The sequence below is a fragment of the Paraburkholderia sp. J11-2 genome, from assembly GCF_905220185.1.
Lineage (GTDB): Bacteria > Pseudomonadota > Gammaproteobacteria > Burkholderiales > Burkholderiaceae > Paraburkholderia.
In genome coordinates, this window is record NZ_CAJMYY010000006.1 from 268,045 (window position 1) to 283,118 (window position 15,074).

General features: G+C 64.2%; 12 protein-coding genes. 6 read left to right on the top strand and 6 right to left on the bottom strand.

Annotation, left to right across the window (positions count from 1 at the left end):
• Positions 1–139 precede the first annotated feature (139 nt).
• From uvrA to U5A57_RS11220, 3 genes are all read left to right on the top strand, one after another.
• Positions 140–6,049: an excinuclease ABC subunit UvrA gene (gene uvrA, locus U5A57_RS11210; RefSeq protein ID WP_415774604.1), complete on the top strand. Its 5,910-nt coding sequence runs from the start codon at positions 140–142 to the stop codon at positions 6,047–6,049.
• A 305-nt stretch (positions 6,050–6,354) separates the two neighbouring features.
• On the top strand, positions 6,355–6,585 hold the full coding sequence (locus U5A57_RS11215) for an H-NS histone family protein (RefSeq protein ID WP_069267441.1): 231 nt from the start codon (positions 6,355–6,357) through the stop codon (positions 6,583–6,585).
• Between the two features lie 303 nt (positions 6,586–6,888).
• On the top strand, positions 6,889–7,467 hold the full coding sequence (locus U5A57_RS11220) for an NnrU family protein (RefSeq protein ID WP_321910796.1): 579 nt from the start codon (positions 6,889–6,891) through the stop codon (positions 7,465–7,467).
• Positions 7,468–7,636: 169 nt separating this feature from the next.
• Here U5A57_RS11220 and pcaG read toward each other — a convergent pair whose 3' ends face one another.
• Together pcaG and pcaH are read right to left on the bottom strand one after the other, a co-directional pair.
• Positions 7,637–8,224 carry a protocatechuate 3,4-dioxygenase subunit alpha gene (pcaG, locus tag U5A57_RS11225; protein ID WP_321910799.1) on the bottom strand — a complete coding sequence of 196 codons (588 nt, stop codon included), beginning with the start codon at positions 8,222–8,224 and terminating at the stop codon, positions 7,637–7,639.
• Positions 8,225–8,227: 3 nt separating this feature from the next.
• Positions 8,228–8,932: a protocatechuate 3,4-dioxygenase subunit beta gene (gene pcaH / locus U5A57_RS11230; RefSeq protein WP_112177053.1), complete on the bottom strand. Its 705-nt coding sequence runs from the start codon at positions 8,930–8,932 to the stop codon at positions 8,228–8,230.
• 140 nt (positions 8,933–9,072) lie between these two features.
• Between pcaH and pcaQ the strand changes: the two genes are divergently transcribed.
• Complete coding sequence (pcaQ, locus tag U5A57_RS11235; protein ID WP_321910804.1) at positions 9,073–10,089, top strand: pca operon transcription factor PcaQ; 1,017 nt, start codon at positions 9,073–9,075, stop codon at positions 10,087–10,089.
• Positions 10,090–10,126: 37 nt separating this feature from the next.
• Here the strand turns inward: pcaQ and U5A57_RS11240 are convergent, their stop codons facing one another.
• A complete protein-coding gene (locus U5A57_RS11240; protein WP_321910805.1) occupies positions 10,127–10,789 on the bottom strand; it encodes an XRE family transcriptional regulator in 663 nt (220 codons plus the stop codon).
• Between the two features lie 359 nt (positions 10,790–11,148).
• On the opposite strand from U5A57_RS11240, the gene U5A57_RS11245 reads away from it, so the two are divergent.
• Complete coding sequence (locus tag U5A57_RS11245; RefSeq protein ID WP_321910806.1) at positions 11,149–11,352, top strand: DUF6900 domain-containing protein; 204 nt, start codon at positions 11,149–11,151, stop codon at positions 11,350–11,352.
• Positions 11,353–11,519: 167 nt separating this feature from the next.
• Here the strand turns inward: U5A57_RS11245 and U5A57_RS11250 are convergent, their stop codons facing one another.
• The 3 genes from U5A57_RS11250 to U5A57_RS11260 all read right to left on the bottom strand — a co-directional run bounded on the left by U5A57_RS11250 (position 11,520) and on the right by U5A57_RS11260 (position 13,883).
• On the bottom strand, positions 11,520–12,026 hold the full coding sequence (locus tag U5A57_RS11250) for a metal-dependent hydrolase (protein ID WP_321910807.1): 507 nt from the start codon (positions 12,024–12,026) through the stop codon (positions 11,520–11,522).
• 142 nt (positions 12,027–12,168) lie between these two features.
• Positions 12,169–12,534 (bottom strand): sugar ABC transporter ATPase, encoded by a 366-nt coding sequence (locus tag U5A57_RS11255; RefSeq protein ID WP_321910808.1) that lies wholly within the window; start codon positions 12,532–12,534, stop codon positions 12,169–12,171.
• 185 nt (positions 12,535–12,719) lie between these two features.
• The gene (locus U5A57_RS11260) at positions 12,720–13,883 is read right to left on the bottom strand and encodes a porin (RefSeq protein WP_321910809.1); all 1,164 of its coding nucleotides are present in this window, start codon (positions 13,881–13,883) and stop codon (positions 12,720–12,722) included.
• Positions 13,884–14,552: 669 nt separating this feature from the next.
• Between U5A57_RS11260 and U5A57_RS11265 the strand changes: the two genes are divergently transcribed.
• Positions 14,553–15,074, top strand: coding sequence for a hypothetical protein (locus U5A57_RS11265; protein WP_321910810.1), 522 nt, complete (start codon positions 14,553–14,555; stop codon positions 15,072–15,074).

Below are 15,074 nucleotides of genomic sequence, written 5' to 3' on the forward strand. Positions count from 1 at the left end.
ATATACAGTAGAATCCTAGCCTGACAGCCAGGGCCGCGCGCCGATTTTCCGCGCGCGCCGCGCTGCAAGTTTCCGGGCCGCGCCGGCATTTGCCCCAATTCGCGCGCCGCCCGGCCCCACGCGTGTGATCCCAGCCGGAATGCCAGCGCAAGTGAGCGAAAACCGATCTATCCGAATCCGTGGTGCCCGCCAGCACAACCTCAAGAACCTCGACCTTGACCTGCACACCGGTGAAATGACGGTCGTCACCGGGCCATCGGGCTCGGGCAAGTCGAGCCTCGTCTTCGACACGCTTTACGCGGAAGGCCAGCGCCGCTACGTTGAAACGTTCAGCGCCTATGCGCGCCAGTTCCTCGATCGCATGGACCGGCCGCAGGTCGACCGCGTGGACGGCGTGCCGCCCGCCATCGCCATCGACCAGACCAACCCGGTGCGGAGTTCGCGCTCCACGGTCGGGACGATGACCGAGTTGAACGACCACCTGAAGCTGCTCTACGCGCGCGCCGCGAATCTGTTCGACCGCGTCACGGCGCAGCCCGTGCGGCACGACACGCCTGAGACGATCTACGCCGAACTGATGGCGCGCACGGCCGCGGGCGACCCGCGTCTCGTCGTCACATTCCCGGTCGAGTTGCCCGACACGACCACCGAGGAGGAAGTCGCGCAGTGGCTTTCCGCGAGCGGCTATACGCGCGTGCAGGCGCAGCGCGAGGTGAAGACCGCCGAAGGCACGCGCAAGCTGCTCGATGTGGTCGCCGACCGTTTCCGCATGCAGAACGTGGAGAAGAGCCGCGCGATCGAGGCGATCGAAGCCTCGCTCAAGCGCGGCAGCGGGCGCGTCAACATCTACGTGCTGGAAAGCGGCGACGCCGAAACGGCGGCCGAGCCGCAGATCTGGCGCTTCTCTACCGGCCTGCATTGCCCGGACAGCGATTTGCGCTACGCCGATCCGCAGCCCGCGCTGTTCTCGTTCAACTCGGCCTACGGCGCCTGTGACGCGTGCCGCGGCTTCGGCCGCGTGATTGGCGTGGACTGGGGCCTCGTGATCCCCGACGAGCGCAAGACGCTGCGCGGCGGCGCGATCAAGCCGCTGCAAACGCCGGCGTGGAAGGAATGCCAGGACGACCTGATGCGCTATGCCGCAAAGGCGGGCATTCCGCGCGATACCGCATGGACCGAGCTTACTCAGGCGCAGCGCGACTGGGTCATCAACGGCGCGCCGGACTGGAAGGGAAGCTGGCAAACGCAGTGGTACGGCGTGAAACGCTTCTTCCAGTATCTGGAGTCGAAGGCCTACAAGATGCACATTCGCGTGCTGCTGTCGAAGTACCGCAGCTACACTCCGTGCGAAACCTGCGGCGGCGCGCGCCTGAAAACCGAGGCCTTGCAGTGGCGTCTCGGCACGCAGCAGAACGCCGACGAAGTCCTGGCGCCATCGGGGCGCTTCCTGCCGCACGGCGTGGACTGGACGCGCGCGCAGCTCGAGGCGCTGCCGGGCCTCACCGTGCACGACGTGATGCTGCTGCCGATCGAGCGCATTCGCCGCTTCTTCGACAATCTTTCGCTTTCCTCAGCATTGCTCGACGACGCGCTCAAGCTGCTGCTCGAGGAGGTGCGCACGCGTCTGAAGTATCTCTGCGACGTGGGCCTGGGCTATCTCACGCTCGACCGCCAGAGCCGCACGCTGTCGGGCGGCGAAGTCCAGCGTATCAATCTGACCACGGCGCTCGGCACGTCGCTCACAAAAACGCTGTTCGTGCTCGACGAGCCGAGCATCGGCCTGCATCCGCGCGACCTCAACCGCATTGTCGAGGCGATGCAGCGTCTGCGCGACGCCGGCAATACGCTCGTGGTGGTCGAGCACGATCCGTCCGTGATGCTCGCGGCCGACCGCCTTATCGACATGGGCCCCGGTCCCGGCGAGCGCGGCGGCACGATCGTCTACGACGGTACGCCGAACGATATCCGCTCCTCGGGCACCTTGACGGGCGAGTATCTGGGCGGCCACCGCGCCGTTGCCGACGCTTCGCACTGGGAGCGCCGCCCGGTCGACGCGTCCACGCCGCATCTTCTGCTCGAAGGCGCGAGCGAGCACAACCTGCGCGACGTGACCGTGCAAATCCCGCTGCAGCGGCTCGTTTGCGTGACGGGTGTCTCGGGCTCGGGCAAATCGACGCTCGTGCAGGACGTGCTGTATCCCGCGCTCGCGCGGCATCTGGGCAAGGCGACGGAAGCGCCGGGCACGTTCCGCAAGCTGGGCGGCGCGGAGCAGATCAGTGACGCCGTGTTCGTCGACCAGTCGCCGATCGGCAAAACGGCGCGCTCGAATCCGGCCAGCTACGTGGGCGCGTTCGACGAGATCCGCAAGCTGTTCGCCAAGGCGACGCTCGCGAAGCAGCGCGGTTATACGGCGGGCATGTTCAGCTTCAACTCGGGCGAAGGCCGTTGCCCGACTTGCGGCGGCTCGGGCTTCGAGCACATCGAAATGCAGTTCCTGAGCGACGTGTATCTGCGTTGCCCCGATTGCGACGGCAGCCGTTATCGCCCGGAAGTGCTCGAAGTGAAGATCGAGCGCGCGGGCCGCTCGCTTTCGGTGGCGGACGTACTCGACCTTACGGTGAGCGAAGCGGTGCAATGCTTCGCTGAGGATGCCGAAGTATTGCGCGTGCTCCAGCCTATCGTGGACGTGGGCCTTGAATACGTGAAGCTCGGCCAGCCGGTGCCGACGCTGTCGGGCGGCGAAGCGCAGCGTCTCAAGCTCGCGGGCTATCTCGCGGAAACCGCGCAGTCGCGCGGCAAGGACGCAGGCGGCCGGCTCTTCATGTTCGACGAGCCGACCACGGGCCTGCATTTCGACGACATCGCCAAGCTGATGCGCGCCTTCGGCAAGCTGCTCGCAGGCGGTCATTCGCTGCTCGTGATCGAGCATAACCTCGACGTGATCCGCGCCGCCGACTGGCTGATCGATCTCGGCCCCGAAGGCGGCGACGCGGGCGGCGAAGTGGTGTGCGTCGGTACGCCCGCGGATGTGATCGCGTGCCCGCGCTCGCATACGGGCGCGGCGCTCGAACGCTACGAAGCGGCGCTCGGCAGCGGCGCCGAACTGCTCGCCGAAGAAGAGGGTGTGGCGCTGCAAACCGCGTTGCGCGCCGCGCAGGCGCGCCGTGAAGTGCAGGGCGAGGATGTGGTGCGCATCGTGAATGCGCGCGAGCACAACCTCAAGGCGCTCGACGTCGATATTCCGCATGGCCGCTTCAACGTCATTACGGGCGTGTCGGGCTCGGGCAAGTCCACGCTCGCGTTCGACATCCTCTTTCACGAAGGCCAGCGGCGCTACCTCGAATCGCTCAATGCCTACGCGCGTTCGATCGTGCAGCCGGCGGGCCGTCCCGAAGTCGATGCCGTGTACGGCATTCCGCCGACCGTCGCGATCGAGCAGCGCCTCTCGCGCGGCGGTCGCAAGAGTACCGTCGCCACGACCTCCGAGGTGTGGCACTTCCTGCGGCTGCTCTATGTGAAGCTCGGCGTGCAGCACTGCGTGCATGACGGCACGCCCGTGACGTCGCAAAGCGTCGATGCGATCGTCGCACAACTGCTGCGCGAACATCGCGGCCAGCATGTCGGCTTGCTCGCGCCGCTCGTCGTCAATCGCAAGGGCGTCTACACCGATCTCGCGAAGTGGGCGAAGGCGCGCGGCAACACGCATCTGCGAGTGGACGGCGAATTCGTGCCGGTCGCGCCGTGGCCCAAGCTCGACCGCTTCCGCGAACACACGATCGAGCTGCCCGTGGGCGATCTCGTAATCGAGCCTGAAAACGAGGCGCAATTGCGCGCCATGCTCGGCACGACGCTAGAAGCGGGCAAGGGCATCGTGCATTTGCTCGCGCCGCTCGACGGTCTCGATCATGTGATTGGCAATGGTGGTTCGACGGCGGGCATCGGCGAGGTGAAGGTGCTGTCCACGCGGCGCGCGTGCCCGGTGTGCGGCACGAGCTATCCCGAACTCGATCCGCGCATGTTCTCGTACAACAGCAAGCACGGCTGGTGCACGACCTGTGTGGGCACGGGCCTCGCGCTCACGCGCGAGCAGCGCGCCGCCTACGACGATACGATCGTGGCCGAAGACGGCCGTGGCCGCGAGCAAACCTTGCCTTCGGAGGAGCAGGAGCCCGAAGGCGTGGTCGACGAGCCGTGCCACGATTGCGGCGGCACGCGCCTGAATCCCGTGGCGCGCGCTGTGACGTTCGACGCGCATCCTATCGTCGACGTCGCGCAGTGGACCGTGGCGGACACGCGCCGCTGGATCGATACGCTGAAGCTTAACGGCCGCGATGCGCAAATCGCCCGTGACGTGGTGAGCGAAATCCGCAGCCGTCTGCAGTTCCTGGAGGAAGTGGGGCTCGGCTATCTGAGCCTCGATCGCGCCGCGCCGAGCCTTTCGGGTGGCGAGGCGCAGCGCATTCGTCTCGCGGCGCAGCTGGGCAGCAATTTGCAGGGCGTGTGCTACGTGCTCGACGAGCCGACCATCGGCCTGCATCCGCGCGACAACAAGATCTTGCTGGACGCGTTGCGCAGCCTCGGCGAGAAGGGCAACACGCTCGTCGTGGTCGAGCACGACGAGGACACGATCCGGCGTGCCGACCACATCATCGACATCGGCCCGAGCGCGGGCAAGCGCGGCGGCCGCGTGGTGGCGCAAGGCAGTGTCGCCGATCTCGCGGCGCAGGCCGATTCGCTCACCGGGCGCTATCTTGCACAGCCGATCCAGCATCCGCTGCAACCGCGCCGCGAAGTGCGCCCTGCGCGCGCCGGGCGTGAAGCGGTGCCGGGACAATGGCTCACCGTCCACGGCGGCAAGTTGCACAACCTGCGCAACGTGACCGCGCAAATTCCGCTGGGCCGCCTCGTGGCGATTACGGGCGTGAGCGGTTCGGGCAAGTCCACACTCGCGCGCGACGTGCTGCTTTCCAATCTGCTCGACGCCGTGGGGCGCTCGGTGCTGTCCTCGCCCGCCGAGCGCCGCGCGCGCAAAGCGGTGAAGGAGAAGGCGCCGAGCGTGGCGGAGCGCCGTTCGAGCGTGCTCGCGCGCACGAGCGCCAAGCCGAAGCTCGAGGTTGCGCATGCGTGGCAGGGCTGCGATTCGATTAGCGGATGGGAAAGCATCGACCGCGTGCTCGAAGTGGACCAGACGCCGATCGGAAAAACGCCGCGCTCGTGTCCCGCGACCTATATCGGCGTGTGGGACGCGATCCGCCGCCTGTTCGCCGATACGCTCGAGGCGCGTGCCCGCGGCTATAGCGCGTCGCGTTTCTCCTTCAATACCGGCGACGGACGCTGCCCCGCGTGCGAAGGCCAGGGCGTGCGCACCATCGGCATGAGCTTCCTGCCCGACGTGAAGGTGCCGTGCGACGTGTGCCACGGCCAACGCTTCAATCCGGAAACGCTGGCTGTGACGTGGCGCGGCCGGAACATCGGCGAAGTGCTGACGATGGAAATCGACGAGGCCGTGGAGTTCTTCGGCTCGATCACGAGCATTTCGCACCCGCTGCAGCTCATGAAGGACGTGGGTCTCGGCTATCTCACGCTCGGCCAGCCTTCGCCCACGCTCTCGGGCGGCGAGGCGCAGCGCATCAAGCTCGTGACCGAGCTTTCCAAGGTGCGCGACGACATCACGCGTCGCGGGCAGAAGGCGCCGCACACGCTCTACGTGCTCGACGAGCCCACCGTGGGCCTGCATATGGCCGACGTGGCGCGCCTCATCAGCGTGCTGCACCGGCTCGCGGACGCGGGGCATAGCGTCGTCGTGATCGAGCACGACCTCGACGTGATCGCCGAGGCCGACTGGATCATCGACCTCGGCCCGGAAGGCGGTGTGGGCGGCGGCACCATCGTCGCCGCTGCCGATCCCGAAGCGCTCGCGAAGGTGCGCTCGAGCCATACCGGCGCGGCGCTCGCGCCCGTGCTGGCACGTGGCCAGGGCGACGCGAACGGTGCCGAAAGGAAACCTGCATCAGAGCGGCGCGCAAGGGATACAGCGGGTTCGCGATAGGAAAACGGAGCGGGCCGCAGAGGCCCGCTCCGCCTTGAAACCGCTTGATCTGTGCCGCGAGCGCAAGGTATCATGGGTTCCGCTTGCAGCAAACGTTCGCTCACCTGTAGCGGCGTCACCTGAGAGCGGAGCAGCGGACTGCAGATCCCCTCCGAACCGGTCGCGGGCTCCACACCCAGACCAACTCATCAGTGCAGCAAGGCTTCGCAGTCTGTTCGCGAAGCCTTTGTCTTTTCAGGGAAGACGATTCTTTGCCGATTGTTGAATCGGTGCCTTGCCCCAGATGAAGCGAGAGGAATTAATCGATGTTCGACCTCGATGGAGAGGCGCGCGAACGGCTCATCGTGTGGATTCGACGCCGCATGGAAGAGTACGGCATTACGTTCGAAGAGCTTGAAGCGTCTATTGCCGAAAGCGAAAAACTACCCAAGTACCGCGACGCATACGGGAATACATGGAATGGCGAGGGCGATATGCCGGCCTGGCTGTTGCGTTATAAGCACGCGGGACAGGATATCGAGCATTTTCGCTGCTAGCCGTGACGGTGCGTGAATGCGCGCCGGTGTTGCCGTTCGACCGCCAGACCGTACGCGGCGCATGCCGCAAAGCCCGCGCATTGGCGCGGCGCCCAGTATTATTCAGCATAGTTTTAAATTGCCTTTCGGTGCGAGCCGGGGATTAATTGCGCCCGCTAATGTGCAGCGCCGGTTTAGGCATTGTTTTTGTTGGCATTTGCACGCGCGTAATTAGTCAGTTTTTTTGAAAACTCGGGTTGGCCACGCGATCAACCTGCGCGACAATCTCGCCCATTCCGTTCTTGCTGCGGCAGGGAGGTTGTCATGGCGATACTCGTGCTGGGCCTCGTGATTTTCATTGGCGTCCATTCGATCCGCATCATGGCGGCGCCCTGGCGCGCCGCGCAGATCGAGCATTTCGGTCCGCGTGCCTGGCGAGGCGCGTTCGCGCTGCTCTCCATTCTGGGTTTCGTGCTGATCGTGTATGGCTACGGGCTGTCACGCCGCTACCCCGTGCCGATCTGGCTGCCGCCGTTCTGGATGGCCCACGTTGCGGCGCTTCTCACCGCCATTGCCTTCATCATGATCGTCGCGGCCTATGTGCCGGGCAATCACTTCAAGCGCGCGCTCGGCCAGCCCTTCGTGAGCGGTGTTGCACTTTGGGCGTTCGCGCATCTGCTCGCCAACGGCACGCTCAACGCCATCATTCTCTTCGCGGTTTTCCTCGTCTGGGCGCTGTTCGAGCTTAGAGGAGAGAATCGCCGCGATCGCGAGGCCGGTGTCGTCTATCCCGACGGGCAGGCGTCGCGCGATGTTATCGTCGTCGTGGTCGGGCTCGTGGCCTGGGCCGTGTTCGCCTTCTGGCTACACGGCGTGCTGATTGGCGTGCGGCCACTCGGCTGAGCGCGCCGCAGACCGCACACGCGCTGCAAAAAAAGAAGCCTGCGCATGGCAGGCTTCGCAAGGTACAGCTCGGAGTTCCGCGATCAGATCGCAGCGGCACGATCATAGGGCCAGTTCGTGAAAGCCCCGTGAAAGTCCGCGCGATTCGGCGCGTCTATCCGTCGATGCATTACAGATCGAAGAACACCGTTTCCTGTTCGCCCTGCATGCGGATGTCGAACGTGTAGACGATGCTGCCGGCCTGCTCGCTGCGGCGCGCGATGAGCGTGTCGCGGCGCGCCGCCGGTACGGCTGAGAGCACTGGGTCCGTGGCGTTGGCGGCGGCTTCGTCTTCGAAGTAGATGCGCGTGAAGGTGTGCGTGAGCATCCCGCGCATCATCACGATCACATTCAGATGCGGCGCTTCGCCGGCGTTCTCGACGCCCGGTTTCACGGTGTGCACGACGAAGCGGCGGTGCGCATCCGTGCCGGTGCCCACGCGCGCAAAACCGCGGAAGCCGTCTTTCGCGATTTCCTCGCGCGAAGCCGGATAGTGGCCGTTTGCGTCGACCTGCGAAAACTCGAGCATTGCGTCGAACACGGCGTTGCCGTCGCCGTCGATCACGCGGCCCATCAGCGTGATGTGCTCGCCCGGCGTTTCAGGCCCGACGACGTCGGCGGTGAAGAGGCTCTTCAGATCGAAGTCGTATTGCTGCGGACACAGGCCGTAGGCGAAGTACGGGCCGACGGTTTGCGAAGGCGTTTCCTTGAGTGCCATGGTTCAACGCTCCGTAGGGGTTTGGTTCGGGCCGCGCAGCACGATGTCGAATTCGTAGCCGAGTGCGAAGCCTTCTTCGGTGGTGTCGAGCGAGAAGCGCGAAATCATGCGTTCGCGTGCGTCCTCGGGCGTGCCCTGATAGATCGGGTCGAACGCGAGCAGCGGGTCGCCGGGGAAATACATCTGCGTGACGAGACGCGAGCCGAAGTAGTCGCCGAACAGCGAGAAGTGGATGTGATTCGGTCGCCACGCGTTCGGGTGATTGCCCCAGGGATACGCGCCCGGCTTGATCGTCAGGAAGCGATAGCGGCCGTCGTTATCGGTGATCGCACGGCCTGCGCCGAGGAAGTTGGGGTCGAGCGGCGCGTCGTGCTGGTCCTGCTTGTGCACATAGCGGCCGGCAGCGTTGGCCTGCCAGATTTCCACGAGCGTGTTGCGCACCGGCTTGCCGCCTTCGTCGAGCACGCGGCCCGTCACGATGATGCGCTCGCCGAGCGGCGCACCGTTTTTCGCGGCGTTGCGCGTGAGATCGTGATCGAGCGCGCCGAGGTCGTCGGTGCCGTACACGGGCGCATGCTGGTTGCGCAGCTTTTCCTTCAGGGGAATGAGCGGGAGCGTGGGGCCGCGTTTGACCGACGAACGATACGGCGGATAAACATACGCGGGATGCGAGTCGAAGTCGCGCGGCGACAGGATGGACTCGTCCATGGGGTGTCTCCTGGAGTGGATTATTGGGGGAAGGACTCGCCGCCGGAAGCGGTTGGCGCGGCGAGCCGATGCATGCACTTTATCCAAAGCGAAAAGTTATGCAAAATGATGTTTTTTCGCATCTCGTATAACGAACCGTTATGCAAAACCGGCTCGCGGACGGACGCGTCAAATTCCGCCATCTACAGTGTTTCCTTGCCGTGGCCCAGATGGGCAGCGTGCAGCAGGCCGCCGAGAGTCTTTCGGTCACGCAGCCTGCCGTGTCGAAGACGATCGCCGAGCTGGAGCTGGTGCTGGGTGTGAAGCTGTTCGAGCGCGGCCGCCACGGCGCCGTGCCCACGCGCGAGGGGCAGCTTTTCATGCCGCACGCGAGCGCCTGCGTGAGCGCGCTGCGCCAGGGCGTGGCTCTGCTTGCGCGCGACGAGGGCGCGGTGACCGCGACGCTCGATATCGGCGTGCTGCCGACGGTGGCGACGGCGCTGCTGCCCGGCGCGTTGCGACATTTCGGCGAGGAATGGCCGCGCGTGAGCGTGCGGCTCGTGACGGGAGCCAACACCGAACTGCTCGAGCGGTTGAAGACGGGGGCGATCAGCTTTGCGGTGGGGCGGCTTGCCGACCCCGAACGGATGGTGGGCCTGAGCTTCGAGCAGTTGTATAACGAGCCGCTCGCCGTAGTGGTGCGCGCGGGGCACCCGCTTGCGCAGGGGGCGGGCCTGCCGGCGCAACTCGCATCGTTTCCGCTCGTGATGCCGCCGTTCGGCACGTTGATCCGCCAGGCGGCGGATAGCCTGCTCGCGGCGTGGGGCGCGCCGCCGCTGTCCGCGTTCGTCGAGTTGCTTTCGGTTTCGGTGGGGCGCGCGCTTGCGCTCCAGAACGACGCGGTGTGGTTCGTGCCCGCCGGCGCCGTCGAATACGACCTGCGGCGCGGCACGCTGGTGCAGCTGCCGTTGCCTGCGGCTGGCGGCGAAGAGCCGGTAGGTGTGATTCAGCGGACCGATACGCAGCCTACGCCTGCCGGTCGCGCGTTGATCGAGGCCGTTCGGCGCGCGGCGCGCGAGCGTGAAGCGCGGCCGGATGGCTCCGCCGCGCCGCGCAAGCGGCGTGCGCGTGCCGCGAACGCTTCCGCTGACAAGGATTCACCCGGCGCGAAACGTTGAGGCTTCCTGTTCCTGCAGACGCGAAACCGCGCCAGATTCAGCCGGTAGAGAGCTTCGCCTTGGCGCGCGGCTTCGACGTAGCCGATGCTTCCGGCGCGACACCGGGCAGGCGCGCGCTCGTGGCCATCCACAGCACTTCGGCGTCTTCCGCGCTCGTCGAAATGGCTGCGTGGCCGGTGCGGCTGTCGAAGTAGAGGCTGTCGCCGGTCTCGAGGTAGGTGGGTGCGTAAAGCTCCGAATACAGGCACACGCTGCCGCTGATCACATACAGAAACTCTTCGCCTTCGTGGCGGCCCCAGTCGTCGAATGCGTCGAGCGAATGCGCGGTGATGCGGATGCGAAACGGCAGCATCGCCTTGTGTGCGAGATCGGTGGCGAGCAATTCCATTTGATAGCCGCGATAGGCGTGGCGCTGGCCGGCGCCGTTGCGCGTGAGCGCGCGGCGGCCGCCGGCATTGAGCTTGGGCGGGGTACCGAACAGCTCGGCCAGGTCGATCCTGAGCCCGCCAACGATCTTTTGCAGCACGTCGAAGGTGGGCGACATCAGCCCGTTTTCGACCTTCGACAAGGTCGAGCGTGAGACGCCGCACAGGCGGCTGGCCGAATCGAGTGTAAGGTCCTGGGCGACCCGAGCGGCACGCACGCGGCGGCCGAGGTCGGTGGTCGCCGTGCTGGCGGATGGGGTGAGCGTGGAGTCCATGGGCTGCGTTCGGAAACTGACGAAAAGCCCTGGTTGGGCCGCGCAATGTGTTACCGATCATATCAAACGCTTGCCCGCGTGAAAGCCATGTCTGCATCGCACGGTCCGGCCGGAGCCTCGGCGCCGGTGGGCGGCAGACGCTAGCCCGTCGCCCATTAATGCCCTAATTAATTATGAATTAAAACAACTCGATTTAAAGATTTTTAAAACTTAATCCGCCGCTAATTTGACAAATTTTAAAGATTTATTGAGTTTGATATTAGAGTGGCACTTCAAAATGCGTCCATGCGTCGCGGCTCACACGGAAATTGATATTTATCATTGTAATCAGATGATGTAGATCAAGTGGAGAGAGCAAAATGCATGACGAACGACTCGAATTGTTGCTAGCCATCTCGCGAAGAACGCTTGGGATCGAAAGTTTCGAGCTGACCGGGAAGCCGACGGCCGACGTCCACCTCGTGAGCGTGGAGGACATTGGCCGCGCGCTGGAGTCGGCGTATGACGCCGGGCTGATCGTCGGCTACCGCATGGGCCGCGCGGAGTGCGAAGAGAACGCCTGAATACCGCGTGAAGCGATTTAGGGGGCGGCGTCCTTTAAACGGGACGCCGTTTTTCATTTCCGCCGGTATTCACTCGTTAATAAACCTGGTGCCGAATAGCACATCGGCGTGACTCAATCGCGAATGCGATTGTGCGTTCGCGGCGATTACCTGGGAAACCTGATCAATTAAACGAGCCGGCGCAACGGCGCGAGCGACCAGTCGTGCGGCACGCCATGCACAGCGAAAAACCACGCGGCAATCCACGATGCGGCGACGACGATCAGGTCGCAACTTCCGCTGCGCCACCAGTTCAACGAGTGCCGCTGATAGATCCACGGCACACCGAGCGGATTGGGCCAGTCAGCGAACAGGTGGATCATGCCGCCGCAAGCGAAGCCGAACGCGGGCGCTGCGAGCGGCATGTGCCCGAGCTTGTGATACGACCATACGAGCAATGCAATCCAGCCAATGCCCCAGTGCGTGAGCGTGCGATGCGTGATCCAGAGGCGTCGCTTCTTGCGCCACCAGGCGACTTCCAGCCAGTCGGGAGCCGAACCGCCCGCGACACCGGCCGCGAATGCGAGCGCAGCGTAAAGATGCCAGGCGCTATCGGCGCCCTGATGCGTGACGATTGCGGCGGCGATGACGCCGGCGGCCCAACCCGTGGCGTGATGTGCGGTGCCTGATGCCATGAAGCGGTGTATTGCGAAGTCGAAGGGGGCGCAATCTTCGCAGATGTGTCGCCGTTATGACAGGGGTGAAACGCGGATGACATGCAGGCGACACGCGGTACGTCGTGCGGCGCGGGCGGTGCCCGCGCCTGCTACTTGCGCGTCAGGTCGTGCAGCGCGCTACGTCGAAGCGCAGTTCTTCTTCAGGCGGATCATTCGACGCGGAAGCGCCATGCGTTACGCGAATGACCGAGCCGTGGCCGTTCGGCGTGAGCGTGACGAAGTACGATGCATCCGAGCGCGAGCCCACGCTCAGCTCGGTTGTCGTGCCGTCTCGCGAAGCGTGAACGTGCGGCAAGCGGCCTTCGAGGCAACTCGCGATCGACGACGCCGAACGCGCCGACGAAGCATAGATCATTGGTTCGCCGTTGGAGGCCGTGCCGGACGGCGGTGTCGAACCGCAAGCGGCGATGAATGCGAGCGGGGTAGCGGCAAGAAGTCGTAGCGTGAGCGTTTTCATAAGCGGCATGACAGGATCGAAGCAGCGGATTATGCCAATGAGTATACGCACCCTGATCTGAATCAAGGTCCACGCAGACGTAAAAAGATGCAACAACAAGCAAGAAAAAAAACACATGCGCTTGTGGCGCATGTGCGTTTCGCGAAGGAAGGGCAGCGCGGCGGGTCGCGCCGCGTTTGACCGAATCCCGGCGATCAGAAGCGGTGGCGCAAACCGACCGTTGCGGCCACCTGGTTGTTCGTCGAGGAAGGCGAGAGCGTATTGATCGCAGCCACGTTCGCGATGCCCGAGCCGTCGGCGTTGTAGCCGAGCGAGCCCGAAGCGTGCTGGTAGACGCCGGCGAGATAGACGTCCGTGCGCTTGCTCAACGAGTAGTCGGTGCCAAGCACGACGGTGTGCCACTTCGGGCTGTTGTTGTTGCCGTTGCCCGTGACCGTGCCGTCGGTGAACGTGTAGGAGCCGACGAACGCGAGTGCGGGCGTCAGATGGTAAGCGCCGTTGATCTCATAGTTGTCGACGTGCAGGTTCAGGCCGGAGAGGCCCGGCAGCGGCGCGCTGCCGCCACTCGAGAGACTCTGCATGCCGTCGATTTGCGAGTGCGTCCACACGAAGCCAACCTGTGCCGGGCCGTAGGCGTAGTTCACGCCCGCGCCGAACGAGCGCTGCAGCCGTGCCGAGATGTTCTGGTCAGCAGAAGCCGCGCTGTTCGCCGCGCCCAGGCCGCCCGAGTTGTTTTGCTGCGAATAGGCGGCTGCGAAGTTCAGCGGGCCGTTGCCGTACGACGCGCCGACGCTCCATGCGCGGCCATTCGCAAAGCCGTTTGCGTCGTTGCTGAAGCCGTACAGGCCGCCGAACTGGAAGCCCGCGTAATTGGCGCTGGCGTACTTGACCGAGTTCTTGATCGAATCGCTCTGCGCGAGGTTGTCGTTGTCGAACGGGTGGCCCGCGAGGTTGTTGCCGAAGCCCGCGCCGGCTTCCGAGAGCGGCGAGAGGTAATCGACCATCGCGTCGTATTGCCGGCCGAGCGTGAGCGTGCCGAACTGGTCGCTCTTCAGGCCGACGTAGGCCTGGCGGTTGAAACCGTTGTCGCCGTTCTTGTAGCCGCCGTTATTGAGATTGAAGCCGCTTTCCAGGGTGAAGATCGCCTTCAGGCCGCCGCCCAGATCTTCGGCGCCGCGAAAGCCGAAGTAGTTGTTGGAGAGAGCGCCGCTGCCCTGAGCCCAAAGGCTGTGGCCGCCTGCGTTATTCGCGTAGACGATGCCGGCGTCGAGGGAGCCGTAAAGGGTGACGCTGCTTTGCGCATGGGCGCTGATGGCGAAGGCGCTGAGGACGCCTGCAAGAATGAGTGCTTTTTTCATGTTTTTCTCCGGTCAGAACCTGGGAAATCAAAGGCCGAATATTCTGAAAATCGATTTCGTGCCCGGTTGATTCGCAACGAAGTGTAGGTCTGGTAATCGGAGTATTTGCATGGATTGACGCAACAATGCATTCACCTCATTTCTCGAATGGCATTAATCGTCGTAAGTCGTTGCATTTAAAGAGATTTACAAAACGGTTATTCGGTGCGGCAAAATGATCCTCGGGAATAATCCGTTGCGCATTTGCGACGATGCGGCAAAGCCGCGCAGGAGCGGGCTTAGCGCGAATGCACTTCTTTTTCAAGCGTGATTCTCGTCGTTTGGTGAAAGGTACTGTTCCAGATCCTGGGCTGAACACATGCATCGCGCGGCGCTACAATTTCTTCAGCCCTCGACCAAGGGTGGTCTTTTTTCATCTGTTTTGCGCGGCTCTCGGGCCGCGTTTTTTTTGCCTGCGGAAAATCATTTTCAATTAATGCGCGCAACGGAATGGTGCGTTGCGGAAAGCGGAATGATTAAAATCGCGGCAGATATTCTGCTTCGGTGGCGGGATAATCGGAACTTTGCACGGGGAAGACTTGGCGTTCGACGCGCGGCGCGATGCGGGTAGAATCCTGCCCTTGCCCCGCGACGGGCAAGTCCCGCGCAGAACCCGATGAAAGCCCCGCCATGACCGATTCCTCTCCCGCAGCCGAACCCGATTTCCCCGCCGACGACACCGCCGCCGAGGCCGAGGTGATCCAGGAAGCGCGCCTGTGGCGCAAGGACGGCTGGACCGCGCGCGTGATCAAGAATGAGGACGACGATGGCTGGGCCGTCGAAATGATCAAGGACGGCGAGCCGGAGCCTGCGCTCGTCGGGCCCTGGACCATGGGCCGTGACAAGAAGAATCCCAAGCCGCTCGACACGTCGGCATTCAACACACTCGTGAAGACCGCTTCCGAGGTATTGCGCAGGCACGAGCAGCAATTGCGCGCGCTGCTGCACAAGCGCGTGAGCGTGCAGACCGCTGATGGCGATGTGGACGTGACGCTCGATATCGTTCCCGACGAGTACGAGCCTTATGCGCTCGTCAGCGCGATCGACGCGTTTGGCGAGCAACTCGCGCAGGCGCGCGTCGCGCCGAATTTCAAGCTGACGAAGGCGCGCGCCGAGGCCTGGGCTGAAGGCGGCTTCGGGCGTATCGAGTAA

What these genes read in the sequence shown, in the direction of transcription:
- uvrA (WP_415774604.1), top strand. Translation starts at nt 140, where the DNA reads ATGCCAGCGCAAGTGAGCGAAAACCGATCTATCCGAATCCGTGGTGCC.
- U5A57_RS11215 (WP_069267441.1), top strand. Translation starts at nt 6,355, where the DNA reads ATGTTCGACCTCGATGGAGAGGCGCGCGAACGGCTCATCGTGTGGATT.
- U5A57_RS11220 (WP_321910796.1), top strand. Translation starts at nt 6,889, where the DNA reads ATGGCGATACTCGTGCTGGGCCTCGTGATTTTCATTGGCGTCCATTCG.
- pcaG (WP_321910799.1), bottom strand. Translation starts at nt 8,224, where the DNA reads ATGGCACTCAAGGAAACGCCTTCGCAAACCGTCGGCCCGTACTTCGCC.
- pcaH (WP_112177053.1), bottom strand. Translation starts at nt 8,932, where the DNA reads ATGGACGAGTCCATCCTGTCGCCGCGCGACTTCGACTCGCATCCCGCG.
- pcaQ (WP_321910804.1), top strand. Translation starts at nt 9,073, where the DNA reads ATGCAAAACCGGCTCGCGGACGGACGCGTCAAATTCCGCCATCTACAG.
- U5A57_RS11240 (WP_321910805.1), bottom strand. Translation starts at nt 10,789, where the DNA reads ATGGACTCCACGCTCACCCCATCCGCCAGCACGGCGACCACCGACCTC.
- U5A57_RS11245 (WP_321910806.1), top strand. Translation starts at nt 11,149, where the DNA reads ATGCATGACGAACGACTCGAATTGTTGCTAGCCATCTCGCGAAGAACG.
- U5A57_RS11250 (WP_321910807.1), bottom strand. Translation starts at nt 12,026, where the DNA reads ATGGCATCAGGCACCGCACATCACGCCACGGGTTGGGCCGCCGGCGTC.
- U5A57_RS11255 (WP_321910808.1), bottom strand. Translation starts at nt 12,534, where the DNA reads ATGCCGCTTATGAAAACGCTCACGCTACGACTTCTTGCCGCTACCCCG.
- U5A57_RS11260 (WP_321910809.1), bottom strand. Translation starts at nt 13,883, where the DNA reads ATGAAAAAAGCACTCATTCTTGCAGGCGTCCTCAGCGCCTTCGCCATC.
- U5A57_RS11265 (WP_321910810.1), top strand. Translation starts at nt 14,553, where the DNA reads ATGACCGATTCCTCTCCCGCAGCCGAACCCGATTTCCCCGCCGACGAC.